We start from the raw sequence: 24,643 nt of genomic DNA, 5'->3' as shown, positions 1-24,643 counted from the left end.
ACTACCCGACTTCAGCTACCGAGGCGAAGGGGCTCAGAGTGACCGCTCGTCCGCGTTGATCCCCAGCTGGCGGAGGCGCCGGTACAGGGTCGTACGCCCGATGCCCAGCGTCGCCGCGGCCTCGGACTTGTTGCCGCCAGCGATATTCAGGGCTCTGAGAATGGCCTCGCGCTCAGCCGTTTCAAGGGGGGTCAGTCGGCGCCGCGGCGGTGCCTGCCGGAGGTGCTGCGGCAGGTGTCGGCGCTGGATGACCGGAGCCTGCGCCCCGCTCACCACCGCGGCCAGGGTGTCGGACAGTTCGGCGACGTTTCCCGGCCAGCTCCACTGCACGAAGGCCTGCAGCGCCGCTGGTGTCAGGGCGTGTCGGCCGTCCGGGTCGACACGGCTGAGGACCTGCTTGACGAGGCCGGGGATCCGTTCCGGGGCTCGGGCCAGGGCCACGGTGCGTTCTGCCGGACCGGTCTCGTCGACCAAGGTGCGCACAGCCGCACACGCCTGCTCGCGGCATGCCGTGAGCAGGAGGGTGCTCGTGCGCCGCCCCGCGGATACGGCCGCCCGGTGCTGGGTGACGAGTTGGACCAGCTGGCGGGTTTCGTGTTCGGGGACGTTCTCGCCGCGCCGGACCAGTACATCCGTGCCCTCCGCCAGGAGGTCGGCGATCTCGGCCCAAGGCGTGGTCGGCCCCGGCGCGACGGTGACGACCTCGAGACCCGCTCCGGCGCGGTCCCGGTTCGCGTGCAGCTCTTCGGCGACCGTCGCGCGGCCTGACCCGCGCGGCCCCTCCACGATGGTCAAACCGCTGTCGGTGGCCTCCAACGCGGGTGCCGGCCCGAGGACGTGGCGGGTCGGCTCGGTGCGGCTTGCGCCGCGTTCACCCGGGGAGGAGAAGTGGAGGACGAAGTGGGCCCGCGGCCCGCCGGCCACCCGTCGTGCCAGCACCTCCGAGGCCGCCCCGTCGAGTGAGAGGCGTGCGGTGTCGCCGCTCGACCAGTCATGGGCGTTGAGCAGCTCCCAAAGCGTGACATGGGAGTTGACGCTCACGTACGGCAGACCCGGCGTGTTGACCAGTATGGACTCGTGGTCCATCACCACCGTCGGCCGGCCGGAGTTCCTGAACCGCATGAACGACATGGCCAGCGCGAGGTCCTGGGGCCGGGCCGAACTCCGCAGCCGCTCTTCGATCTGGTGGCCGATCTCCAGGGTCAGCGACAGCATCATCGGATTGGCGACCTCGATCGGCCCGCCGACCGAGACCGAACCGAGGACTGATCCGGCGGGTGTGCACACGGGAGCCGCCGCGCAGGCGAGGGCGGAGAGGGCGTCGTTGTAGTGCTGGCTGCCCTCGACGTAGACGGCACGCCGCTCGATCATCGAGGTCCCGAGCCCGTTGGTGCCGACGGAGTCTTCGGAGTAGTCGAACCCCTCCGCCGCGTGCACGCTGTCCAGACGCCGGAGCACGCTGCTGTCCGCGGCACGGCGGGAGACGATGTTGCCGGTGCTGTCGCTGAGGAACACCGTGGCACCGGTGTCGGCCAGCTGGTGCTGCCAGCGGTCGAGGACGGGCGCCGCCGCCCGGCACAGGATGGATTCGGTGTCGATGTCCTGGTAACGCTGGCTCAGTCCCGCGGTGTCGACGCTGTTGCCGATCGACCGGCGCCAGCTCCGAAGGATCAGGTCCGGCACCACCCCCTCGGCCCGAACCTCGCCGCGGAGTCCGACGCGCATGAGTTCCTGGCGGGTCTCCCGGACCACATCTGGCATCGAATCGCCTCCTATGCCGGTTCAGCTCTGCACGTGGACTTCTGGCAACTGTGCCCTCGAAGCCGCCGCAACTCCAATACGCGATGCGTCCGGCAATATTTCGTTCCGAGTATCAGCGCAGTTAACGGCACGTGTCGAACTGTGTTTCAGATCGGAACACCGCTGCTCCGGCCTGCTCTCCCACCATGGTGTCACGAACGTGAGGCACACCACATAGGCCGTTCAGGCCGGAGGAGACAAGCACCATGGGAGCCAACCCCGACCAGACCCGCTGGCTCGACGCACTCGTCGTCGGTGCGGGTTTCGGCGGCATCTACGCGCTGCACAAGCTGCGCAACGAACTCGGCCTCGACGCGGTGGCCGTCGACAAGGCGGGCGGAGTGGGCGGCACCTGGTACTGGAACCGGTACCCGGGTGCGCTGTCGGACTCCGAGAGCTTCGTCTACCAGTACTCGTTCGACCGGGAGCTCTACGAGCAGAACCCGTGGCGGACGAAGTACGTCACCCAGCCGGAGATCCTCGAATACCTCAACGGGGTCGTCGACCGCTACCGGCTGCGCGAACACTTCCGGCTCGAGACGGGCGTGACGGGGGCCGAGTTCGACGAGGAGACCGGAACCTGGACCGTGCGCACCGACCGCGGCCTGGTATTCCGGTGCCGCTACCTGGTGACGGCGGTCGGTCTGCTCTCCGCCACCAACCTGCCCCGCATCCCCGGCATCGAGGACTTCCGGGGACGGGTCGTGCACACCGGAGCGTGGCCGGAGGGCCTCGATCTCACCGGCAAGCGCGTCGGCGTCATCGGCAACGGGTCGACCGGCGGCCAGGTGATCACGGCGATCGCACCCGCCGTTGAGCACCTGACGTCGTTCCAGCGCACGCCCCAGTACACCGTGCCCGCCGGAAACCGGGAGCTGACCGCCGCGGAGCAGCGGTCCCACCGCGAGAACTTCGAGGACAAGTGGGAGCACGTGCGCAACTCCAGCGTCGCCATGGGCTTCGAGGAGAGCGCCGTCCCCACCTTCAGCGTCTCCGCGCAGGAGAGGGAGCGGATCTTCCAGCGCTCCTGGGACGAGGGCGGCGGTTTCCGCTTCATGTTCGAGACCTTCAGCGACATCGCCACCGACCCGGCCGCGAACGAGGAGGCGGCGGAATTCATCCGCCGCAAGATCGCCGAGATCGTCGAGGACCCCGAGACCCGGCGCAAGCTCACCCCTACCGGTGTGTACGCGCACCGGCCGCTGTGCGACTCGGGCTTCTACGAGACGTTCAACCGCCCGAACGTCAGCCTGGTCAACATCAAGGAGAACCCGATCGTCCGCATGGACCGGGACGGGGTCGTCACCGAGGACGGCACCGCGCACGGGCTCGACGTGCTGGTGTGCGCCACCGGGTTCGACGCGGTCGACGGGAACTACAAGCGGGTCGACATCCGCGGCCGGGACGGCGAGCTGCTCAAGGACAGCTGGGCCGACGGGCCGACCAGCTACCTCGGTGTCGCCACCACCGGCTTTCCGAACATGTTCATGATCTTGGGCCCGAACGGCCCGTTCACGAACCTGCCGCCGTCGATCGAGACGCAGGTGGACTGGATCGTCGAGACCGTGCAGCACACGCTCGACACCGGCGTTTCCTGGCTCGACGTCAAGCCGGAGACCCAGGCCGCATGGACGGAGACCTGCGCCGACATCGCCAACCAGACGCTGTTCCCGCAGGCTGCCTCCTGGATCTTCGGTGCCAACATCCCCGGCAAGAAGCGCACCGTCATGTTCTACCTGGGCGGGCTGCAGAACTACCGTGCACTGCTGTCCGAGGAGTCCTCCGCTGACTACCCCGGCTTCGTCACCAGCGCCGACACTCTCGTACCGGCCGTATCCGGACCTGCCTTAGAACCGGCCGGGCCTCCCGGCCCGCCAGAAGTACCACGAATGCCAGAAGTGCCGCGAAAGGACCAGCAGTGACCAGGTACGCAACCGTCGACCCCGCCACGGGCAAGCTGGTGCGCGAATTCCCCGTCATCTCCGACGCCGAGGCAGAGCGGGCACTCGGGCGCGCCGCCGACGCCTACCGCGGCTGGCGCGGGACCGACCTCGCCGAACGGGCCGCCGTGCTGACCCGTACGGCCGAGCTCTACCGGGAGAACGCCGCCGAGCTGGCCGAGCTGACGACCCTGGAGATGGGCAAGCCCATCGCACAGGCCAGGGGCGAGATCGAGCTGTCGGCCAAGATCTTCGACTACTACGCCACGACGGGCCCGAAGTTCCTCGCCGACGAGGAGCTCGACATCGCCGGATCCGGTCGGGCCGTGGTACGCACGGCTCCGATCGGGCCGCTCCTGGGGATCATGCCGTGGAACTTCCCCTACTACCAGGTGGCCCGCTTCGCCGCGCCGAACCTGCTGCTGGGCAACACCGTCCTCCTCAAACACGCCGGCAGCTGCCCGCAGCAGGCACTGCGCATCCACGAGATCGCCGAGGCGGCCGGCACGCCGGACGGCGTCTACCAGAACGTCTTCGCCGACACCGACCAGGTCGCGTCCATGATCGCCGACCCGCGGCTGCAGGGCGTATCACTGACCGGATCCGAACGGGCTGGCAGCATCGTCGGCGGACTGGCCGGGAAACACCTGAAGAAGTGCGTGCTGGAGCTGGGGGGCTCGGACCCGTTCCTCGTTCTCTCCGGGACCGACCTGCAACAGGCGGCCTCAGCTGCCGCCACCGGGCGTTTCGCCAACACCGGTCAGGCCTGCACCTCCGCGAAGAGGATCATCGTCGAGGCCTCCGTGTGGGACGAGTTCCTGCCGGGATTCCTGGCCGAAGCGGAGAAGTGGCGCACCGGGGACCCGATGGACGCCGAGACCCGGCTCGGGCCGATGTCGTCGCTGTCGGCCCGCGACGAGCTGGCGGAGCAGGTCGCCGACGCCGTCGCCCAGGGTGCCACGCTCCACATGGGGGGCGGGATCCCCGACGGCGACGGTGCGTTCTACCCGGCCACGGTCCTCTCCGGGGTCACCCCGTCGATGCGCGCCTACCACGAGGAGCTTTTCGGCCCGGCGGTCGTGCTGCACAAGGCGGAGTCGGCGGATGCCGCCGTCGAACTGGCCAACGATTCGCCGTACGGGCTGGGCAGCACCGTGTTCGCCCGCAGCCAGGCCCAGGCCGACGCCGTCGCCGATCGTCTCGACGCCGGAATGGTGGGCATCGGCACCACGGTCAAGAGCGCCCCGGATCTGCCCTTCGGCGGGGTGAAGAACTCCGGGATCGGACGCGAACTCGGCCGCTTCGGCCTCGACGAGTTCGCGAACAAGAAGCTCATCCGGATCGCCTGAACGACGGCGGTCCGGCAACGACTGCAGGAGGACACACATGCGCGCAGCTGTCTACTACGGAAACGGTGACCTGAGGATCGAGGACGTCCCCGAGCCGACCCCCGGGGACGGACAGGTGAAGGTGCGGGTGAGCCGCAACGGGATCTGCGGAACCGACCTGCACGAGTACTACGACGGGCCGATCTTCATCCCGCCCGCCGATCCGCACCCGCTGACCGGCAGGAGTATGCCGCTGGTCATGGGACACGAGTTCTCCGGTGTGGTCACCGAGACCGGTCCGGGCGTCACGGGCGTGCAGGAGGGCGACCCCGTCGCCATCGAGCCGATCTACCGCTGCGACCGGTGCAGGGCGTGCCGCACCGGCAGCTACAACGTGTGCAGCACGATCGGTTTCCACGGGCTCATGGCCGACGGCGGCATGGCCGAGTACACCGTGGTCCCCCAGCACCAGGTCCACGTGCTGCCCGACGGCGTACCGGTCGAGACAGGTGCGCTGGTCGAGCCCATGGCGGTCGCCTACCACGCGGCTGTGAAGGGGCAGGTGAACGACCAGAGCAGGGCACTGGTCTACGGCGCCGGGCCGATCGGTATCGGCATCTGGTTCGCCCTGCGCGGGATGGGGCTGAGCGAGATCGACGTGGTCGAACCGTCGGCCACCCGACGGAAGGCGATCGAGGCGCTCGGTGCCCGCACGCTCGACCCGTCCGAAGTGGACGTCCCGGAGCTGATCGCCGACCGCACCAGCGGCGAGGGGGTGGACGCCGCCTTCGACGCGGCGGGCGTCGCCCCTGCGATCGAGTCGGCGGTGCAGTCCGTAGGCGAGCACCGGCCGCTGGTCAGCGTCGCGATCTACGACCAACCACTGGTCACACCGCTGATCCACTTGGTACTGCGGGAGCGCCGCATCCAGGGGACCCTCTGCTACACCCGCGACGACTACCGCGCCGTCATCGACCTCATGGCCCGCGGCCACTACGACACGACCGGCTGGGTCGACACCGTTCCGCTCAGCGGCGTCGTGGAGCAGGGCTTCGAGGAGCTTCGGGCAGGGCGGCGGATGAAGCTGCTCGTCGACCCCGCTGGTTGAGCCGCCACCCCATCGCTCTTCCCCCGAACCCGGCGCTGTCTACCGCCCCGGACGGCCGGGGCGCCGCGCGGGTCCGCGCGGGCGCTACCCCGAACCGCCGCACACCCCCGACCGACAGGAGAAGGCCATGACCGTCGCACACGTCACCGGCGCCGCCCAGGGCATCGGCAGGGCGATCGCACTGCGGCTCGCCCAGGACGGCCACGACGTGGCCGTCTCGGACCTGCCCGGCAAGCAGGAACAGCTCGAATCCACCAGCCAGGACATCACCGCCCTCGGCGTCCGCTCGGTCGCCCTGAACGGCGACGTCTCCGAGGCCGCGTCGGTGTCCGGCCTGGTCACCGGCACCGCGGACCAGCTCGGCTCACTGGACGTGATGGTCGCCAACGCTGGGGTCGCCCAGACGAAGGCGCTGCTGGACGTCACCCCCGACGAGTACGACCGCGTGCACGCGGTCAACGGCCGCGGCATCTTCCTGACCTACACGGAAGCCGCCCGGCAGATGATCCGCCAGGGGAACGGCGGCAAGATCATCGGCGCCTGCTCGATCGCGGGGCACAAGGGCTTCGGTCTGCTCGGCGTCTACAGCTCCTCCAAGTTCGGTGTCCGGGCGCTCACCCAGGCCGCTGCCCAGGAATGGGCCGAGCACGGCATCACCGTCAACGCCTACTGCCCCGGCATCGTCGACACGCACATGTGGGTCGAGGTGGACCGCGACCTCGGTGCCATCAACAACGTGGGGACGGGCGAGTCCATGCGGGCCATGGCACAAGGCATCACGCTCGGCCGTGTCGCCACCGGTGACGACGTGGCCGGGTACGTGTCCTACCTGGCGGGGCCGGACTCCGACTACATGACGGGACAGTCCGTGCTCATCGACGGCGGGATGCTGTTCACCTGACGGGAGGGCAGGTACAGGGAGCGGGGTACCCGGCGGGGAGCCGGTTGCCCCGCTCCCTCCTGTCGGATCCCGGTACGCCACGGACGAACCGCAGCACCCACCCGGCCCCATCCCGTACCCCGGTGTCCTGTTCGCGTCGTCCGCGCTTGTCCGCCGCCCCTTGACACACCGGCGGCCACTCGGCATTTCGGTGCTCGGAAGGCGTGCCCCGCGTCGGCTCCCACGGCTTGTCGCTGGTCCGCGCCCCGCAGCTCCCCTCCCCGCCACCCGAAACACGGCGCGGCCGCGTGTTTCCATTTATTCCTTCTGCGAATGGATCAAGTGATATTTGGACATTGTCCTGTATGACACACCTGGTTAAGCTCCAGGAGTCAGAGCAGTACACGGGAAATTAACACGAAGGGAGGGTTGAAGATGGACCTGCGCCAACTCGAGTACTTCGCCAAGGTCGCCGAACACCGGCACTTCGGGCACGCCGCCGATGAACTGCACATCACCCAGCCGCCGCTGTCCCAGACGATTTCCGCGCTGGAACGGGAGCTGCAGGTGACCCTCCTGGACCGCACCACCCGTCGCGTCGAACTGACCGAGGCAGGCCAGGTCCTCCTGACCCACGCCAAGGACATCCTGGGTCTCACGGAAGCCGCCAAGGGAGAGGTCGTCGAGATGGCCAAGGGCTCCCGCGGAACAATCAGACTCGGTGTCATCGGCTCGGCCATGTACCTGCAGCTACCGGCTGTCGTGCACGCACTCCGCGGCGCCTTGCCGGAGGCCGGCATCCAGGTGGTGCCCGAGTACTTCACCTCGCCCCAGATGCGGATGCTGGGCGACCACCGGTTGGACATCGGACTCGTCCGCAACTCGGTCCCGGACGACACCATAGACACGGTGTCCCTCGGCTACGAGTCGCTCGCCGTGGCAGTGCGCGACGAAGACGTCCTGGGCCGCACCGTCGCACAGCAGGAACTCGCGAACCGCAGCGTCCTCTGCTACCCGGCGGACCAGTCCATCATCGGACGGCTGGTCCAGCACTCGCTGGTAGACGGCCTGACGGACCCTCCGTCCTTCATCGAGGTCCCGCACACCTCCAGCATGCTGGCCATGGTCGCCGCCGGCGTCGGTGTCGCGGTGATCCCCGAATCCGCGACCGTGCTGCAGCTCGCCGGCGTGCGCTACGCCCGTATAGGGGACCTTCCCCGAATCGGCCTCGAAGCCGCGTTCCGCAAGAGGGAAATGAGGCCCTTGGTTCGCGCAGCGGTCGAGGTCATCGAATCAGTCGACATCCCTCGGCTGTCGGACCATCCCTAGGAGCATTCACATGGCACCAACCCCCCGGCAGAGGTGTGCCCAATTCGCTGCCGCCATGGCGGGCACCTTAGTCCTGACGGCATGCGCGCAAGGCGCTGCATCCGACGAAGCGGAGACGACGGAACTCGAGCTGGCCACGTTCGTCGGACCGAGCACCCCCTACGGCGAGGTCCTGACCGAGTTCGCCGAACAGGTCTCGGCGGACACGGAAGGCAGGGTCACCGTGGAGATTTTCTGGAGCGGCTCCCTGCTCTCGGGCGAGGACATCCTGAACGGCGTCGAAACCGGACGCGTGGGCATGGGCTACGTCAATACGTCCTATCATCCGACAGAATTGCCGCTGTCCCAGCTGGTCTCGGTCCCCTTCCAGACGGACAGCACCGAGACCGCCCAAGCAGCTTGGAACGAGCTGCTCGAGACCAACGGGGCCTTCGCCGCCGAGTGGGAGTCAAACAACGTGGTGAACCTGGGGATCCAGTCCGTGACCCCCATGATCGTCAGCGGCGAGAACGGGCCGACGGGCGTCGAAGAGATCTCGGGGCAACGGATCCGGGCCACCGGCTACACCGCCCAGGCCGTCCAGCTGGCCGGCGGCAGCCCCGTCGGACTGACCATCAACGAGCTCTACGAGTCCCTCGAACGCGGGGTCATCGACAGCTACACGTCGATGAACCTGGGCACCGTGCCTTCCCTCAGCCTCCACGAAGTCTCCCCGTACATAGCCGACCCGGGCCTCGGCATCTACTCCATCGTCGGCCTCGTCGTCAACCAGGACACCTTCGACGGCCTGAGCGGAGCAGACCAGGAAGCGCTCGGCGCCGCCGGGCGCGACCTCGGCGAAAACTACCTCGAGACCGTCGACCGGGTCGAGGACGAGGCGTGTTCGACCATCGAGGAGGCCGGCGGCAGCGTCACCGTTTGGGACGCACCCGAGGTCGACGCGTGGCGGGACCTCGTCGGTGACGAGCTGATGGACAACTGGAAGGCGGACGTCGCCGACACCGGGAGCGGTACCGACGCCGACGGGTTCGCCGCAGCGTACGCCCAGGCGATCGAGGCGAATCCCACCGACGCCGAAGGGGCTCTGGGACGATGCGCGAGCCAGTAGACCCCCGAACCGACCGCACACGCGGCGCCGGCTCCCTGGTGAGCCGGTTCACCACCGTGCCCCTCGGCTACTTCACCGCGTTCGTCATGGCGGCGCTGCTGGGGCTGACGCTGACCGACGTCGCGCTCCGGACACTCTTCGGCCGCGGCATCGACGGCACACTCGAATACACCGAGACCCTGCTGGTCATCGGCGTCTTCGCCTCCCTTGCCTATGCGCAGAGCACCGGAACCCACATCGCCACCTCCGTGGTGACGTCCAACGTCCCGGCGCCGCTCGCGAGGACGCTCAACGCCGTCGTCGGCGCTGTCGGCGCCCTCGTCCTTTCAGTCACCGCATGGGCCGCCGGGGAACGCTTCCTGCAGTCGCTGGCGACGAACGAATACGCCATGGGCGTCGCACGGGTGGACCTGTGGCCGGCGAGGCTCGCCGTGGCCGTGGGCCTGGCCGTCTACCTGTTCGAGTACCTGCGCACCATCCACCGCGGCCCGTCCCGCGTGTCACTGATCGAAGAAGGCCGCTCGGAGTTCGAGCACGAAGTGAAGCGGGCCGAAAATGACTGAAGGCATCATCGTCACGATCGCGGTCGTCGTCCTGCTGCTGTTCATCGTCTCGGAAGTCCCCATCTGGGTCGGTCTCCTGTCCTCCGGGGCGGTCGGGCTGCTCCTGTTGGACGGCTTCACCCTGACGGCCAGTGCCCTGGGGACCACCGCGTTCAGCATGGTCTCCAACTACTCCCTCTTCGTCATCCCGATGTTCATCCTGATGGGCGTCCTGGCGAGCAACTCGGGCATCGCGTTCGACATCTACGACGTGGCCCGGCGTGTGACGAGGAGGGTCCCCGGCGGGTTGGGCGTCGCGACGGTCCTGGCCGCCGGCGGGTTCTCCGCCGTCACCGGTTCCAGCGGCGCCACGGTGGCCACGGTCGGCAAGGTCGCCGTCGGAGAGATGACGCGCAACGGCTACCGGGCGAACCCCTCCGCGGCCCTGGTCGCGGCGGGCGGTACCCTCGGCGTCCTGATCCCTCCCAGCGTCATCCTGGTGATCTACGGGTCCCTCACGACCCAGTCCATCGGAACGCTGTTGCTGAGCGCGGTCGTCCCGGGGCTCCTCACCTTGGCCGCCTACGCGGTCACGGTCGTCGTCCTGTACAAGGCCGGAAGGCTGACCGCCGACGGACGCGCGGCCTCGAAGGACCGCCCGTCGGGGCCGTCGGGATCAGCGGGGCCGGACACCGCTCAAGCAGGAGGGGGCCTTGCGCTGGCCCGGGCGGACGCCGCGCCGAGGACCCGGGTGCCCAGGAAGAGCGTCGCCGGAACGGCCTACATCCTGCTGCTGTTCACGATCGTCATCGGCGGCATCTACTCAGGGATCTTCACCGCAACCGAGTCAGGTGCCATCGCCGCGGCGGTCGGCGTGGTGATCCTGGTGGTCAGGACGTACCACCGGGGAGTCCGCCGGACGGCGGTGACCGTTCTGGACTCCTTCAAAGAGGCAACGGCGATGTCGAGCATGATCTTCGGACTGCTCATCGGCGGATCGGTGTTCTCGTACTTCCTGGTGAAATCGGGCCTGCCCTCGGACGCGGCCCAGATGGTCGACGAAGCCGGGATGAGCAGCTATGCGCTTCTCGCCGTGGCACTGCTCATCATGCTGGTCCTGGGATTCTTCCTCGACTCCCTCTCCATCCTGATCATCGCCATTCCCCTGATGTATCCGATCATCTCCGCGGAAGGGCTCGACCCGATCTGGTTCGGAATCCTCACCGTGAAGGCCATCGAGATCGGTTTGCTGACCCCGCCCTTCGGAATCAACGTCTTCGTTGCGCTCGGTACCTCCAAGAAAACCACCCTCGACGGGATCTTCCGGTCGGTGCTCCCCTTCATCGTCGCCGAAGTCGTCGTCATCCTCATTCTCATCGCCTTCCCAAGCCTGACCTCGTTCCTGCCGTCACTCGTCGGCAGCTGACCGCACGCAACCGGAAAGCAGGAAACTCCATGGCACTGCGCCTACACCACACGAACGTCTGCTCGGACGACATGCACAAGCTCCAGTGGTTCTACGGAGACGTCCTCGACCTGTTCCAACTCCCACAGCCCCCGATGGTCGGCGACACCGAATCCGACCAGGACGGCTCCGAGGAATGGGGCGACTCCGCCGCCTTCTTCGTCGCCGGACACGAAACCGAACTACAGATCCACGCCACACTCCGACGCCCCTACGTCAGCCACGAACACAAACACGCGATCAACCCCCTGGCCAACGGCCACTTCTGCTTCCGAACCGACACCATGGACGAAGTCCTGGCCCGACTCGACCACCACGGAATCCCCTACTCCGACTACGGCTACTGGGCAGTCCAAGGATGGCGACAGGTCTTCCTCTCCGACCCCGCAGGCAACATCATCGAAATCCACCAGGTCGACGAACTGGGCGAGCTCGTCGAATTCGAGCCCGAAGGCCCTCTGCGCCTACACCACATCAATGTCTGCTCGGACGACATGCACAAGCTCCAGTGGTTCTACGGAGACGTCCTCGACCTGTTCCAACTCCCACAGCCCCCGATGGTCGGCGACACCGAATCCGACCAGGACGGCTCTGAAGAATGGGGCGACTCCGCCGCCTTCTTCGTCGCCGGACACGAAACCGAACTACAGATCCACGCCACACTCCGACGCCCCTACGTCAGCCACGAACACAAACACGCGATCAACCCCCTGGCCAACGGCCACTTCTGCTTCCGAACCGACACCATGGACGAAGTCCTGGCCCGACTCGACCACCACGGAATCCCCTACTCCGACTACGGCTACTGGGCAGTCCAAGGATGGCGACAGGTCTTCCTCTCCGACCCCGCAGGCAACATCATCGAAATCCACCAGGTGGACAAGGGCGAATAACGACGATGGCGAACAACACCAACAAGACGGTCGTCGTCACGGGGGCCAACGGGGTCTTGGGCCGCGCGCTGACCGGGCAGCTGGAGGCGACGGGGTACACGGTCGTCGGCGTCGACCGTGAAGCGGCCGCCGCACCCGGGGGCGTCGGGGTCGAAGCCTGCGATATCACCAGCACCGAACAGGTGTGCGCGCTCCTGGCGGGTATCGCTGACCGCGGCCTGTCCGTGTACGGCCTCGTCAACTGCGCCGCCGTCATCCCCACAGCCGGGTTGTGGGAGATCGAACGGGACGAGTTCCTGCACACCGTGCACGTGAACACCTGGGGCACCCTGAACATGTCCCGGGAGGCGGCACGGCTGATGAAGGACTCATCAGAGGGCCGGATCGTCAATATCGCCTCCGTCGCCGGCTACGCCGGCGGACTCGTGGGCGGACCCGACTACGCGGTATCCAAGGCCGGGGTCATCGTCCTGACCAAGGTCCTGGCGAAGGAGCTCGCGCCCCACAACATCACGGTCAACGCCGTGGCACCCGGTGCCCTGGCCAGCCCTGCCACGGAAGCCCTCACCGACGAACAGCGCGAGCAGGTCGTCGGCAGTATCCCGCTGGGCCGGTTGGGCGACACACGCGAAATCGTCGCGTCGGTCTCCAACCTCCTCGCCGACCACGCCGGATACATCACCGGATCGACCCTGGACGTCAACGGCGGCGTCTACCTCCGCTAAGGGGCACTGCTATGAGCCGCATCGCAACAATCGAAGCCATCCCCTACTGCATCGACTACGCCAAGACCCTCAGGTTCGCCTCGGGCTTCGTGGACAGGGCCGACCACGTCCTGGTCAGGATCCGGACGGACGACGGTGTCGAGGGGGTCGCGGACGCCCCGCCGCGCCCCTACACCTACGGGGAGACGCAGCAGTCGATCCGGACCATCATCGACACGGTTCTGGCACCGCAGCTGCTCGGAGCACGGGTCGACGACACGGCCCGCATCCACGAGGTCCTGAGGCGGACGGTCAACAACAACGTCGCGAAAGCCGCGATCGACATCGCCCTCTGGGACATCAAGGCCAAGTCCTACGGGACGACGCTGACCAGGATGCTGGGAGGGTTCACTGACAGGGTCCAAGTGGCCCACATGGTGGGATTCGCGGAGACCCGGGACGTCCTGGCCGAGGTCGACTCCCTGATCGAGCGCTACGGGATCACCGCGTTCAAGGTCAAGGTAGGGCGCCCGGACGTACAGCAGGACATCGACGTCTGCCGTGCCCTCCGCGAGAAGTTCGGCGACGGCATCACCATGTACGTCGACGGCAACCGCGGGTGGAACGCCCGTGAGAGCGCCTTCGTCATGGACGCGCTGTCCGGACTCGGGCTGGAATTCGTGGAGGAACTCAATCCCGCCAGCGAGGCCTTCGGCCGACGCGGCATCGTACGGGCAGCCTCCGTGCCGTTCGTCGTCGACGAGTCCGCGCCCACACCGTCCGACGTCTGGAGATCGCTACAGGACGGCGACGGGACCGCGGTGTCCATCAAGACGGCCCGGACCGGTTTCACGGACTCGCTGCGGATCTGGGGCCTGTGCTCCAGTGCCGGCGTCGACATGGTCATGGGCAACCAGATCGACACCCAGGTCGGCTCCTCGGCCACCGTCGCCTTCGGCGCGGCGTTCCGGGAGACCTCGACGATGGCCGCCGAGGTGTCCAACTTCCTGGACATGAAGGACGACCTCCAGGCCGAGCCCTTGGAGATCCGGGACGGCTACGCCCTGGTCCCGGACCGCCCCGGCTACGGCGCGGAGATCGACGAGGACAAGCTCGCCTTCTACAGGACCGACACGTGACCCGCCGGTATCCGAGCGGCCGCGGCAGCACCGCGGCCCCAAGGCGACGCATTGACGAGGGCACACCAACACGCGAAGGGCAGGTGGTGACCGGTGTCCGTACGCTGGACCGTGCGTCCTGAGGGCTCCACATGGGGCGATTTCGGCCCCGACGACTTCCTGGGACGGCTCAACCTGCTCACCCCGCAGAGGGTCCGGCGCGGCGCGGCGGAGATCCGGGACGGCCTGAGCCTGCCCCTCAGCCTGCCGCTCGACCTGCCCGGCGGCTCGGTTCTCAACCCGAACCGCCACCCGCCGGTCGTCAGGCCGAACGTGCGGCAGGGCCGGGTCAACATGAACTGCGACATGTCCGAACTCGATCCGGACAGGACAGACGTCCTCAGTGACGACCTGGTGCTCCTGTACACGCAGTACTCGACACAGTGGGACTCGCTGGCGCACGTCGGATCCGTGTTCGACGTCGACGGATCGGGGCGGCCCGTCGCCGTCTACTACAACGGGTTCCGGGCGGGGGTGGACGTCGTCGGCCCGGAATCCGTGGACGGAGCCGGGGTCCCCGGCCCCGGGGACGGCTCCACGAGCTCGGCCGGGCGCCTGGGCATCGACGGTATGGCCCGGCACGGAGTCCAAGGGCGGGGCGTGCTGATCGACCTGAAACGCCACGTGGGCGAGCGGCGCGTGACCGTCACCTACGAGATGCTGCAGGAAATCCTCGACCGTGACGGCATCACCGTGGAAACCGGAGACATCGTCCTGTTCCACACGGGGTTCGCGACACGGCTGGCGGAGATGGACGGGCGGCCCGACCCCGACGCCCTCGCCGGTGTCGGCGCAGCACTCGACGGCAGGGACACCCGCCTGCAGGAGTGGATCACCGATGCGGGCATCGCGGCCATCGCCGCGGACAACTACGCGGTGGAGGTCTACCCCTCAACCCGGTCGGCCCCGCCCTCCTCGATGCTCCCGCTCCATGAGCACTGCCTGTTCCGCCTCGGCGTCCCGCTGGGCGAGCTCTGGTACCTGGACGAGCTGGCCGCGGCACTGGCCGAACGCCGACGTTCGCACTTCTTCCTGACCGCTCCGCCGCTGCGCCTGCCCGGTGCGGTCGGCTCTCCTCTCACCCCGGTGGCAACCCTATGAACAACGACCGAGTCCTCATCACCGGAGGAGCCAGCGGCATCGGTGCCGCTATCGCCGAACGCTGCCGCCAGGACGGGCTGGAGGTCATCACGGCCGACAGGATCGGAGGCGACATCGAGGTCGACCTGACCGACGCCGAGGCCACCACCGGCGCGCTGCGCGCATGCCTGGAGGACGGGCCGATCACCCGGCTCGTCAACAACGTCGGGGCGGTGTTCCCCGGGCCGGTCGAAGAGCACACCCACGATCAGATGACAGCGGCCTGGGACGTCAACGTGCGGACCGCGCTGACCTGCCTGCAGCCCCTGCTGCCCGGGATGAAGGGGGAAGGCTTCGGCCGCGTCGTGAACATCTCCTCCCGGGCCGCTCTGGGCAAGGAACTGCGGACGGCGTATGCGGCCACCAAGGCCGCGCAGATCGGGATGACGCGAGTGTGGGCCCTGGAACTGGGACAGCACGGCATCACGGTCAACGCCATCGCACCCGGACCGATCTCGACCGAACTGTTCGAGCAGGCCAACCCGCCCGGCAGTGCGCGGACCCGGGCCATCCTGGACTCGGTCCCCGTGGGCAGGATGGGCACACCGGAGGACGTCGCCCACAGCGCCGCCTACCTTCTCGACGAGCGCAGCGGGTTCGTCACCGGGCAGACGGTGTACGTGTGCGGAGGAATCACCGTGGGGCTGAGCGGATAGCGGGACCCCGGGCGGAGACACGCTGTGCGCCCGGTCGGGCAGGCCGAACCACACGAGCGCCTGGTGCACCGACGTGCACCAGGCGCTCGATATTCCGGTCGGCCCCGGCCGGGCGAACGCTGCTTCCCGGTCCCCGTTCGGGGAGTCCGCGAGCGCACAGGCCGGCCCACCGGAACCGGGTAACGGCCGCTGCCGGCTCCGGGTTCAGAGCCACCGAGGCGCGGTCACGTCCCTGCCCTGCGCAAGAGCGGAGCCGCCCCGGCCGGAGGCCCAGGCGACCACCGCCGCAAGGCTGCCTCGGACTACTGCCGCAGGGTCCGTCTGCGCTCCTGTCCCCAGTACCCCGAGGTCCTCCCGGCCGTCGACGCGGACCGCGAAGCCCGGGTCGGTCCCCCGTTTGGCCCACATTCCGACGATGTCGCCAAGCAGACGCTCGAGGACGCCCTCCGGAAGATCCGAAACCCGGGCACCGTTGTCCAGGTCCACCGCGTGCAGCCACACTTCGCGGGTGCGCATCCACACCGTCTCGATCAGCGGCACCGTCCTTCCCTGGGCCGTCCTTACCTCGTAGGTCCAGCGGTCTTCCGGTGTGTCCCGCCATTCGACGTTGAGGGAGACGGCGGCGTGGTGGTTCAGGTGCCGAAGCGCCCGGACCGGCATCGTCGACCCGAGCTCGATCTCACGCCCGCGCTCCTGCGGCGACGAGTACATCGGGTGTTCGACTCCGGTGTTGGCCCACAGGACCAGGCGGGAGATCGCCCGGGCGTTGTAGCCGACATGGGCGATGAGGTGCCGACGGCTCCACCCCTCCAGCAGACTGGGGTGGTCGAGTTCGGTGTCGCTGAGCTCCTCGACCTTGCGGTGCCAGAACGCGGTACCCCGGCGGACCGTCAGGAGTGCGTCGAGGAGCTGCGGGTCCCTTGTCTGATCAGTTCTGGCGACCATTCAGGGCTCCACGATGTCCGAACGCATCGGACCGATCCCCTCGACCTCGACTTCCACGACATCGCCGGGCTTGAGGAAGACCTGCGGATCGCGTGCGCGTCCCACACCGCCCGGGGTTCCGGTGAGGACGATGTCGCCCGGCTTCAGCGGGATCATCGTGGAGATGTAGGAGACGAGCTGCTCGGGCGTGAACACCAGGTCTCCCGTCGAGTGTTCCTGCATGACCTCGCCGTTGACGCGGGTACGCAGAGTGGAGGAGCGGTAGTCGAACTCGTCGGCGGAGACCATGACGGGGCCCACCGGCGTCGACCTGGCCCACATCTTGCCCTGGAGCCATTCCTTGGTGCGGAACTGCCACCCGCGCATGGAGATGTCGTTGGCCGAGGTGTAGCCGGCGATCTTCGCACCGGCTTCCTCCTCGGAGACCCGGTAGGCCTCAGCGCCGATCACGGCGACCAGCTCACCCTCCCAGTCCAGTTCAGGGTCCTCCGCGACCGCGGTGACAGGATCGAAGGGACCGGTCAGGGTCTCGGCGTACTTGGCGAAGAGCGTGGGATGGCTCGGCAGGTCGCGGCCCATCTCCTTGATGTGCGAAGCGTAGTTCAGGCCCACACAGACGACCTTGCCGGGAGAGGGCACCACGGTCTCGAGCTCGGCCTCCCCGGCCTTCACCTCGGTTCCACCGGCGTTCTCCGCCAGCTCCCGCCAGTTCGGCTGGGCGAGCAGCGCACCGAGGTCGGCGTATCCCTCGATCAGGGTCCATGTGTCGCCGTTCCGGCGCGCCGGAGCGGTCCCACCGCGATGGCGCAGCGTAGCGAGCTTCATTCGTTCTCTCCTTCGACGTAGGTGCGCTGGAAGTGCAGCTTCTCGATGATCGGGTGGTCGCCGAACTGGAACAGGTCGAACTCCGTCTCGGCCTGCAGCTTGAACGGGGCCCAGGAAGGAACGACGAAGATGTCACCCGTCTCGACGTCGTACTGCTGGTCCCCGACGGTCGCGTGACCGCGCCCCTGGAAGACCTGGTAGACGCTGGACCCGACCTCGCGCGTCGTTCGCGTCTCCACTCCGGGGCGCAGGCGGTGGAACTGGGCCCGGATCGTGGGCATCACGTCCCCGCCGTTGGTCGGATTGACGTACCGCACCGCGGCATGGCCCGGCCCGGCGGTTGCCGGATAACCCTCGTCCTCGATCAGGAGTTGCTCCCTCAGGGCACGGTCGGTGTGTTCCCAGCGGTACGCCCCGATCGGCGAGGAGACGGTGTTGCGCAGACCCGAGAGCGGACGCAGCCCGGGATTGCACCACAGCCTTTCCCCTCGGGAGACGTCCGGGGTGGAGTCATCGGTGACCCGGTCGATGCCGAACTCGAAGAACGACGTGTCCGTGTAGTGGACGAACGGAATGTCCAGACCGTCGATCCAGGCCATCGGCTGATCGGTCTCGTTGTGGTGCCCGTGGAAGTTCCATCCGGGGGTCAGCAGGAAGTCGCCCCGCGACATGCGCACCGGGTCGCCGTTGACGACCGTCCACACGCCTTCGCCCTCGACGACGAAGCGGAACGCGTTCTGCGAATGGCGGTGTTCGGGCGCGACCTCGTGGCCGCCGAGGTACTGGATCGCACACCACAGCGTCGGTGTCGTGTAGGGGCGCCCTCCCAGCCCGGGGTTGGCCAGGGAAATCGCGCGGCGCTCCCCGCCCCGGCCCACCGGGACCAGGTCCCCCGCGCGCTCCGCGAGCGGCAGGAGCTCCCTCCAGCGCCAGAGGTGGGGGACCGCGGAAGGGCGCGGTTCCGGCGGCATGAGGTCGCCGATCTCCTTCCACAGCGGGATCATGTGCCCCGCCTCGAAGTCGGCGTACAGCTGGTTGAGCTTCTCCTCGTCGGGGGGCGGCGGGAGCGTAGCGCCCTCTCCTGGTCCTCCTGGAAGGTCGCGGCCGCCGTGTGCCGTTCCCCCGGATGCGTTCGCCTTGTCAGTCATTGGTCCTCTCCATCACCGCGGGTATCGCTGTTGACCTTCGTTCCGTGTCGTTGGCCGTTGCGGAAGGCGCTAGGACTCCTTGGAAACGCGTTCCGCGATATCCACGCGCAGGGCCTTCTTGTCGATCTTTCCGACCTTGGTCTTCGGGATTTCATCGACCACGACGACCCTCTCGGGGATCTTGTAGTCCGCAACACCGATGTCCGTAAGGTGCTGCTGTACCTGCGCCAGGGTCAGCGTGCCGCCGGCGGACATCTGGGCGTAAAGGCAGACTTTCTCGCCGAGGACCTCATCGGGCATGGAGACCGCCGCGACGATGCTCAGTCCGGGGATCTGGTAGACCAGCGACTCGATCTCCTCCGCGGAGACCTTCTCTCCCCCACGGTTGATCATGTCCTTGTCCCTGCCCTGCACGACGAGGTTTCCGTCCGGGCGCCTCTCGACGATGTCGCCGGAGGAGTACCATCCGCCCGGCTCGAACGACTTGGCGTTCGCCTCCGGTGCCGAGTAGTAGCCGCGCGGTGTGTAGGGGCCGCGTGTCAGGATCGCGCCGGGGGTTCCGTCCGGGAGGTCCTCCAGGTGCGGATCGACGATCCGCACCTCGTCCGCCTCCGAGACAGGGCGCCCCTGGGTCGTGCAGACCACCTCTTCCGGGTCGTCCAGGCGGGTCATGTTGATCAACCCCTCCGCCATTCCGAACACCTGCTGAAGCGTGCAGCCCAGTACGGGTCCGACCCTCCGTGCGAGTTCGTCGGGCATCCGGGACCCCCCGACCTGGATCGCGCGCAGACTCGCGAGGTCCCCGGTCCGGTGCTCCTCCTCGAACTCGATCCACTTCTGGGCCACCGCGGGCACCACTGCGGTGTCCGTGACCGACTCCGCCCTGATCACGGGGAAGACCTTGGCCGGGTTGGGGCTGGGCACCGAGACCACCCGGGCCCCCAGCAGGAGGGCTCCGAGGACACCCGGGCACGCCAGCGGGAAGTTGTGGCTCACCGGCATCGAGACCAGATACGCGGAGTCCTCGTCCAGCGCCGACACCGCGGTGGTGGCCTTGATGTTGCAGGCGTAGTCGTTGTGCGTACGGACGATGAGCTTCGGCACTCCCGTGGTCCCACCGGAGAGGAGGAACAGGGCGGGATCGTCGCCCTTGGGCGCGTCCCTGTCAAGCCGTGCTCTGGCCCCTTCGGGGTCGTCCCCGGGGGCGAGCAGCTCCTTCAACGCGATGTTTCCTTCTCGGGCTGCCCCTGAGATGACCGCCCATTCCAACGTCGGGACGTTGGACCTCAGCTCGTCCGCCAGGTCCTGGTAGTCGAAGCCCTTGACGGCGTCAGCCGCCACGAACGCCCTGGCCTCGGCGAGGTTGCTCAGGAAGCGCAGCTCGTACTGCCGGTGCGCGGGCAGCGCCATGACGGGAATGATCCCCGCCCTCAGGCAGGCCAGCGTGAACACGATGAACTGCCACCCGTTGGGCAGCACGACCATCACCCTGTCGTCACGCCGCAGACCCGTCTCCAGCATCCGCTCGGCGGCGGCGTCCGCCCGGTCGACCAGTTCGGCGTAGGTCATACGCGTTCCGTCGACCGCGTCCACAACGGCGATGCGGCCGGGAACGCGTTCGGCCGTCTCCAGGATCTGGGCCGCCAACGGCCTGTCCTCCCAGTAGCCGGCCCTTCGGTAGCGCTCGGCCTCGGGCCCGGGCCAAGGAACGGCCCCTTCACTGCTGTGCTTGACCACGTCCTCAGTCCTCCTCAGCTGCGCTGCCACGCGCAACGATCACGGCGTCCAGGGCGATGAGGCCCTCCGGCGTCAGTCGGAGGGGGTTGATCTCCATCTCGCTGACATGCGGTTGGCTCTCCAGCGTCGCCGTCATCACGGCGAGCACATGGTCCAGTTCCTCCGGATCCGCGGCGGGCCCGCCCCGCCAACCGCGGAGCAGGGCACCCCCCAAGAGTTCGTCGATCATCGTCACCGCCGTGCCCTCGCGGATCGGGGCGGACCGGATCGAGACATCCCTCAGCGCCTCCGCTGCCGTACCCCCCAACCCGAGCACGCCCACGGGGCCGAAAACGGGATCACGGTGCGCACCCACCAGCAGGTCGATACCGGAGGGAGCCATCTCCTCGATGAGGTACTCGGATGCCCCGGCCCGGTCGAGGGCGGCCAACGCCTCCCCCAGCTGGGCGTCCGTGCTGATGTTGAGGTGCACTCCGCCGATCTCGGTCTTGTGGAGCACCGCGTCGTCGACGAGCTTGACCGCCAGCGGGCCCGACATCTGTTCCGCTCCGGCGCGTGCCTCCTCGTGGTTCGCAGCCCTGATGCTCGTCGGCACCTTGATGCCCGCGGCCCGGAGGAGTTGCTTGGCCCGGTACTCGTCCCACGGCCCTTCGCCCACCGCGACGGGGTCGGGTGAGCACACCGGCCGGCCCATCGCGTACTGACTCTTCGAGTCGCGCACCAGCGCGGTCAGGCCCCGTGCCAGTGCGGTGGGGCCGCTCAATACGGGAAGGTTCTGGCCAGCCCCCGCGAGCACGACGTCGAGTGCCTCCCTGCTCAGCCCGTCCACGCCGATGACGGCGGGCACACCTGCGGCCCGTCCCTTGGCCACCGCGTCGGGAAGGTCGACGACGGGTTCGAGGATCCCGTAGACGCCCACGGCGTCGATTCCCGGGTCCGTCGCCACGCTGCGGACCACTTCGGGGAAATCGGGTCCGGGGCGGCCGGTGTCCACGGGGTTCTTCTGGTAGGTGAGGGGCGGCAGCAGCTCCGTGAGCCTCGCCGTCGTCTCGTCCGACAGGGCAGGCATGCCGACACCGGCTCCGCTCAGGTGGTCGGCCATGATCAGGCCGGGACCTGCCTGCCCCGTGATCAGCCCGACACCCGGATCCGGGTTCGCGGGGATCCTGCCCCTCGCCAGTGTCGCAGCGACGTCGACGAGTTCCGTTTCGTCCTCGACGCACACCGCCCCGTTCTGGCGCAGCACCGCACGGCCGGTCTTCCAGGATGTGGCGAGGGAACCCGTGTGGGACTGGGCGAACTCCGAAACGTCGTTCTGCCCCACCATCAATGCCACCACGGGTTTCCGCAGCGACGCCCGCCGTAGGGCAGCCGCCGTTCCGGGACCGTCCGCCACGGTCTCCATGTGCAGCGCGATGACGGAGGTACAGGGGTCGTCCGCCAGATAGTCGACGACCTCGGGTGCGCTGACATCGATACCGGCTCCAAGGCCGATGCCCAGGCTCACTCCGGTCCCCGCGTTCTGAAGGCGGAAGCTGACGGAGTGGTTCACGCCGCCGCTCGACGAGACCACACCGACGGCACCGGTACCGATGGCCGCGACGCCGGGCACGAAACTGGCGTGGAGCCCGTTCCGGGGCACGAAGAACCCTGACGTGTTGGGGCCGAGCAACCTGATGCCGGTCTCCCGGAGCACCTTCTCCATCTCCCTCTGGTGCTCCGAACCCGCCACTCCCGCCTCGGCGAAACCGCCCGCGCAGACGAGTGCCGCACGTGCGCCCGCGTCCGCCGCGGACCGCAGGGATTCCGCGGTGGCGGCGGCCGGAACACACAGGATCGCCAGGTCGAGTGCGCCGTCCAGTGCCCGGGCTGCTTCTCCGACGGAGTCGTACATGCCCTCACCGCGCGGATTGACCAGCGCGATCGGTGCGTCATAGGCCGCGACGGCTTCAGCCATCGTCGCGCCCAGTTTCCCGGGTGTCGACGAGGCTCCGATGACGGCGATCCCCCGCGGGGAGAACAGCGGGTCCAATCCGGCCTCCGGCTTCGACTCGTGCAGCTGCGCGGGGGCCGTCATGAGGTGCTCCCCACTGCTACGGCGTCGGCTCGGCCGGTCAGCACTGCTGTCTCAGCGGCGTCCCGGTCGGCGTCCTCGACGAGGACCGCGGTCAGTCGGCGGGCCATGCGCGCCTCCTCGCACAGGAGCCTGCGGGTCAGCGGGGTTCCCGAGTGGATCAGGACCGCCCCGGAATTCGGCAGCTTCCGTTTGGCCTCGTCGGTGCCGGATTCCGCCTCCGGCGCTTCCACGAGGGAGAGGTCAGGGGAGTCCAGTGGCACGGAGTGGCCTCCCCCGGACAGCCCTTCCGGGCCGACTGCGAGGATCCGCTGGGCGAACTCCGTCTCTCCAACAGTCAGCGGAGTGTCCAGCGGTGGTGCTCCATGGCGGTCGTTCCATTCCCGTTCGGCTGAGACGACCAGCTCGGGATCCCGCCGACGGATCTTGTCGAGTCCGATCGAGCGCGAGAAGAAGTGCAGCGTGAACTGCAGTGGATCCAGCGCGTTGTGGTACTGGCCGAAGTGCTCCCACCAGCTCAGGGAGGGGCCCGCGGCGTTCTGGATCTTCTCGACTTCGGGTTGGCGTTCCTGCTCGTAGTCTCCGAGAGCCTTCGGCAGGTCTCCTGGGCTGGCGGCGACCGTACTGGCCAGGACGATCGCGTCCTCCATGGCCATCTTGGTTCCAGATCCGACGGAAAAGTGGGCGGTGTGGATCGCGTCGCCCAGAAGGGCGACGTTGCCTGCATGCCAGCGCCGGGTACTCCGGGTGCGGAAGTTGCCCCAACGGGAGTTGTTGACCACGACTTCGTGGCCCTTGAGGTCGTCCGCGAAGAGTTCTTCGATGTACTTCTTCGACTTCGTGTCCGAGGTGCCCGCGGGCTGTGAGGTGTCGAACTCGTCCAGTCCGGCGTTGCGCCAGGTCCGCTCGTCGGCTTCGACGATGAAGGTGGAGAGGTCTGCGCTGATGGGGTACGCGTGGGCCGCGAAGTTGCCGTGCTCGTTGCGGCGGTGCACGAACGTCAGGCCGTCGAACATGTACGTGGTGCCGAACCAGATGAACTTCGCACTGGCCTCGACGGCTTCGTGGCCGAGTACGTCCTCGCCCAGCTCGTGCCGTGAGTGCGAGTTGGCCCCGTCGGCCGCGACGATGAGGTCGTAGTCCTCCAGCTCATCCGGGGTCCGCACGAAAGAGCCGAAGCGCATGTCGACGCCCGCTTCTGCGGCTTTCTCCTGGAGCTCGGTGAGGAGCACGCGCCGGTGGACGGCTGACATCCCGTTGCCGTGGAACTCGTGTTGCTGCCCCTTGAGCCACACCTGGATGGCCTCCCAGTGCCGCCCGTGCCGCTCAAGGACCTCCTGGAGGACCGGATCGGCCTCAGTGATGCGGCGGAGCGCGGCATCCGAGAAGACGACTCCGAACCCGAAGGCGTCGGAGGCCTGGTTCCTCTCGAAGAGCACCACCTCGGCGCCAGGGAGCGCCCGCTTGACGAGGGTGGTGAAGAACAGACCTCCCGGACCGCCTCCGATGCACGCAATCCGAATGCTCATGGTGGGTCACGTCCTTGCTCGACAGATCAGATGTGATCGCGGTTACGCTTAAACTGTAACAGTCTGACGCGATCCACGTGAAGGATGTCCTCTATTTCTCTGCCGGGCACTCTATGCCCGAGGCCAGTGGCGGGCAACAGGATGCTCGTGCGCGCAGGCATCAGGGCCCTCGATCGGCACGCTGAGGCCGCTTGGCCGCACGGGATGCGCCGAGTGGAATCCGGTCGACGACTTCGGTCAGCCGTTCGGAACTCCCCCGGACAACGCAGGCCCGGACCGCGGCACCGCTCGGCACCGAGTCTCGTCCGGCCTGT

20 protein-coding genes are annotated in these 24,643 nt (G+C 68.1%); 13 read left to right on the top strand and 7 right to left on the bottom strand.

Going from position 1 to position 24,643, the window contains the following annotated elements:
- Positions 1–33 precede the first annotated feature (33 nt).
- A complete protein-coding gene (locus ACYVD1_RS15770; protein WP_460772781.1) occupies positions 34–1,761 on the bottom strand; it encodes a helix-turn-helix domain-containing protein in 1,728 nt (575 codons plus the stop codon).
- A 245-nt stretch (positions 1,762–2,006) separates the two neighbouring features.
- Here ACYVD1_RS15770 and ACYVD1_RS15765 point away from each other — a divergent pair, with 245 nt between their 5' ends.
- The 13 genes from ACYVD1_RS15765 to ACYVD1_RS15705 all read left to right on the top strand — a co-directional run bounded on the left by ACYVD1_RS15765 (position 2,007) and on the right by ACYVD1_RS15705 (position 16,071).
- The gene (locus ACYVD1_RS15765) at positions 2,007–3,722 is read left to right on the top strand and encodes a flavin-containing monooxygenase (RefSeq protein WP_460772779.1); all 1,716 of its coding nucleotides are present in this window, start codon (positions 2,007–2,009) and stop codon (positions 3,720–3,722) included.
- Positions 3,719–5,089, top strand: coding sequence for an NAD-dependent succinate-semialdehyde dehydrogenase (locus tag ACYVD1_RS15760; protein WP_460772777.1), 1,371 nt, complete (start codon positions 3,719–3,721; stop codon positions 5,087–5,089). The genes ACYVD1_RS15765 and ACYVD1_RS15760 overlap by 4 nt, the downstream gene beginning before the upstream one ends.
- Before the next feature lie 37 nt (positions 5,090–5,126).
- On the top strand, positions 5,127–6,176 hold the full coding sequence (locus ACYVD1_RS15755; protein WP_460772774.1) for a 2,3-butanediol dehydrogenase: 1,050 nt from the start codon (positions 5,127–5,129) through the stop codon (positions 6,174–6,176).
- 127 nt (positions 6,177–6,303) lie between these two features.
- Positions 6,304–7,077 carry an SDR family NAD(P)-dependent oxidoreductase gene (locus tag ACYVD1_RS15750; RefSeq protein WP_460772772.1) on the top strand — a complete coding sequence of 258 codons (774 nt, stop codon included), beginning with the start codon at positions 6,304–6,306 and terminating at the stop codon, positions 7,075–7,077.
- Between the two features lie 414 nt (positions 7,078–7,491).
- Positions 7,492–8,385: a LysR family transcriptional regulator gene (locus tag ACYVD1_RS15745; protein ID WP_460772769.1), complete on the top strand. Its 894-nt coding sequence runs from the start codon at positions 7,492–7,494 to the stop codon at positions 8,383–8,385.
- Between the two features lie 10 nt (positions 8,386–8,395).
- On the top strand, positions 8,396–9,493 hold the full coding sequence (locus ACYVD1_RS15740; RefSeq protein ID WP_460772765.1) for a TRAP transporter substrate-binding protein: 1,098 nt from the start codon (positions 8,396–8,398) through the stop codon (positions 9,491–9,493).
- On the top strand, positions 9,478–10,056 hold the full coding sequence (locus tag ACYVD1_RS15735) for a TRAP transporter small permease (protein WP_460772761.1): 579 nt from the start codon (positions 9,478–9,480) through the stop codon (positions 10,054–10,056). Before ACYVD1_RS15740 ends, ACYVD1_RS15735 begins: the two co-directional genes overlap by 16 nt.
- A complete protein-coding gene (locus tag ACYVD1_RS15730) occupies positions 10,049–11,461 on the top strand; it encodes a TRAP transporter large permease (protein WP_460772758.1) in 1,413 nt (470 codons plus the stop codon). The genes ACYVD1_RS15735 and ACYVD1_RS15730 overlap by 8 nt, the downstream gene beginning before the upstream one ends.
- Positions 11,462–11,490: 29 nt before the next feature.
- A complete protein-coding gene (locus ACYVD1_RS15725; protein WP_460772756.1) occupies positions 11,491–12,393 on the top strand; it encodes a VOC family protein in 903 nt (300 codons plus the stop codon).
- Positions 12,394–12,398: 5 nt separating this feature from the next.
- On the top strand, positions 12,399–13,118 hold the full coding sequence (locus ACYVD1_RS15720; RefSeq protein ID WP_460772754.1) for an SDR family NAD(P)-dependent oxidoreductase: 720 nt from the start codon (positions 12,399–12,401) through the stop codon (positions 13,116–13,118).
- 11 nt (positions 13,119–13,129) lie between these two features.
- A complete protein-coding gene (locus tag ACYVD1_RS15715) occupies positions 13,130–14,236 on the top strand; it encodes a mandelate racemase/muconate lactonizing enzyme family protein (RefSeq protein ID WP_460772752.1) in 1,107 nt (368 codons plus the stop codon).
- 93 nt (positions 14,237–14,329) lie between these two features.
- Entirely contained in the window at positions 14,330–15,376 is a 1,047-nt protein-coding gene (locus ACYVD1_RS15710) for a cyclase family protein (RefSeq protein ID WP_460772750.1), read from the top strand.
- Positions 15,373–16,071, top strand: a complete 699-nt coding sequence (locus ACYVD1_RS15705) for an SDR family oxidoreductase (protein ID WP_460772748.1) — start codon at positions 15,373–15,375, stop codon at positions 16,069–16,071. The genes ACYVD1_RS15710 and ACYVD1_RS15705 overlap by 4 nt, the downstream gene beginning before the upstream one ends.
- Before the next feature lie 204 nt (positions 16,072–16,275).
- On the opposite strand, the gene ACYVD1_RS15700 is transcribed toward ACYVD1_RS15705, so the two are convergent.
- The 6 genes from ACYVD1_RS15700 to ACYVD1_RS15675 form a co-directional block, all read right to left on the bottom strand.
- Positions 16,276–17,016, bottom strand: coding sequence for a maleylpyruvate isomerase family mycothiol-dependent enzyme (locus ACYVD1_RS15700; RefSeq protein ID WP_460772746.1), 741 nt, complete (start codon positions 17,014–17,016; stop codon positions 16,276–16,278).
- On the bottom strand, positions 17,017–17,841 hold the full coding sequence (locus ACYVD1_RS15695) for a fumarylacetoacetate hydrolase family protein (protein WP_460772743.1): 825 nt from the start codon (positions 17,839–17,841) through the stop codon (positions 17,017–17,019).
- The gene (locus tag ACYVD1_RS15690) at positions 17,838–18,989 is read right to left on the bottom strand and encodes a cupin domain-containing protein (protein WP_460772741.1); all 1,152 of its coding nucleotides are present in this window, start codon (positions 18,987–18,989) and stop codon (positions 17,838–17,840) included. The genes ACYVD1_RS15695 and ACYVD1_RS15690 overlap by 4 nt, the downstream gene beginning before the upstream one ends.
- A gap of 69 nt (positions 18,990–19,058) precedes the next feature.
- A complete protein-coding gene (locus tag ACYVD1_RS15685) occupies positions 19,059–20,726 on the bottom strand; it encodes a (2,3-dihydroxybenzoyl)adenylate synthase (protein ID WP_460772738.1) in 1,668 nt (555 codons plus the stop codon).
- A gap of 4 nt (positions 20,727–20,730) precedes the next feature.
- On the bottom strand, positions 20,731–22,803 hold the full coding sequence (locus ACYVD1_RS15680) for an acetate--CoA ligase family protein (RefSeq protein WP_460772735.1): 2,073 nt from the start codon (positions 22,801–22,803) through the stop codon (positions 20,731–20,733).
- The gene (locus tag ACYVD1_RS15675; RefSeq protein ID WP_460772733.1) at positions 22,800–24,329 is read right to left on the bottom strand and encodes an FAD-dependent monooxygenase; all 1,530 of its coding nucleotides are present in this window, start codon (positions 24,327–24,329) and stop codon (positions 22,800–22,802) included. The genes ACYVD1_RS15680 and ACYVD1_RS15675 overlap by 4 nt, the downstream gene beginning before the upstream one ends.
- Positions 24,330–24,643 lie beyond the last annotated feature (314 nt).

The sequence above is a fragment of the Nocardiopsis nanhaiensis genome (assembly GCF_054778635.1).
This window is presented reverse-complemented; position numbering and strand designations above follow the sequence as displayed.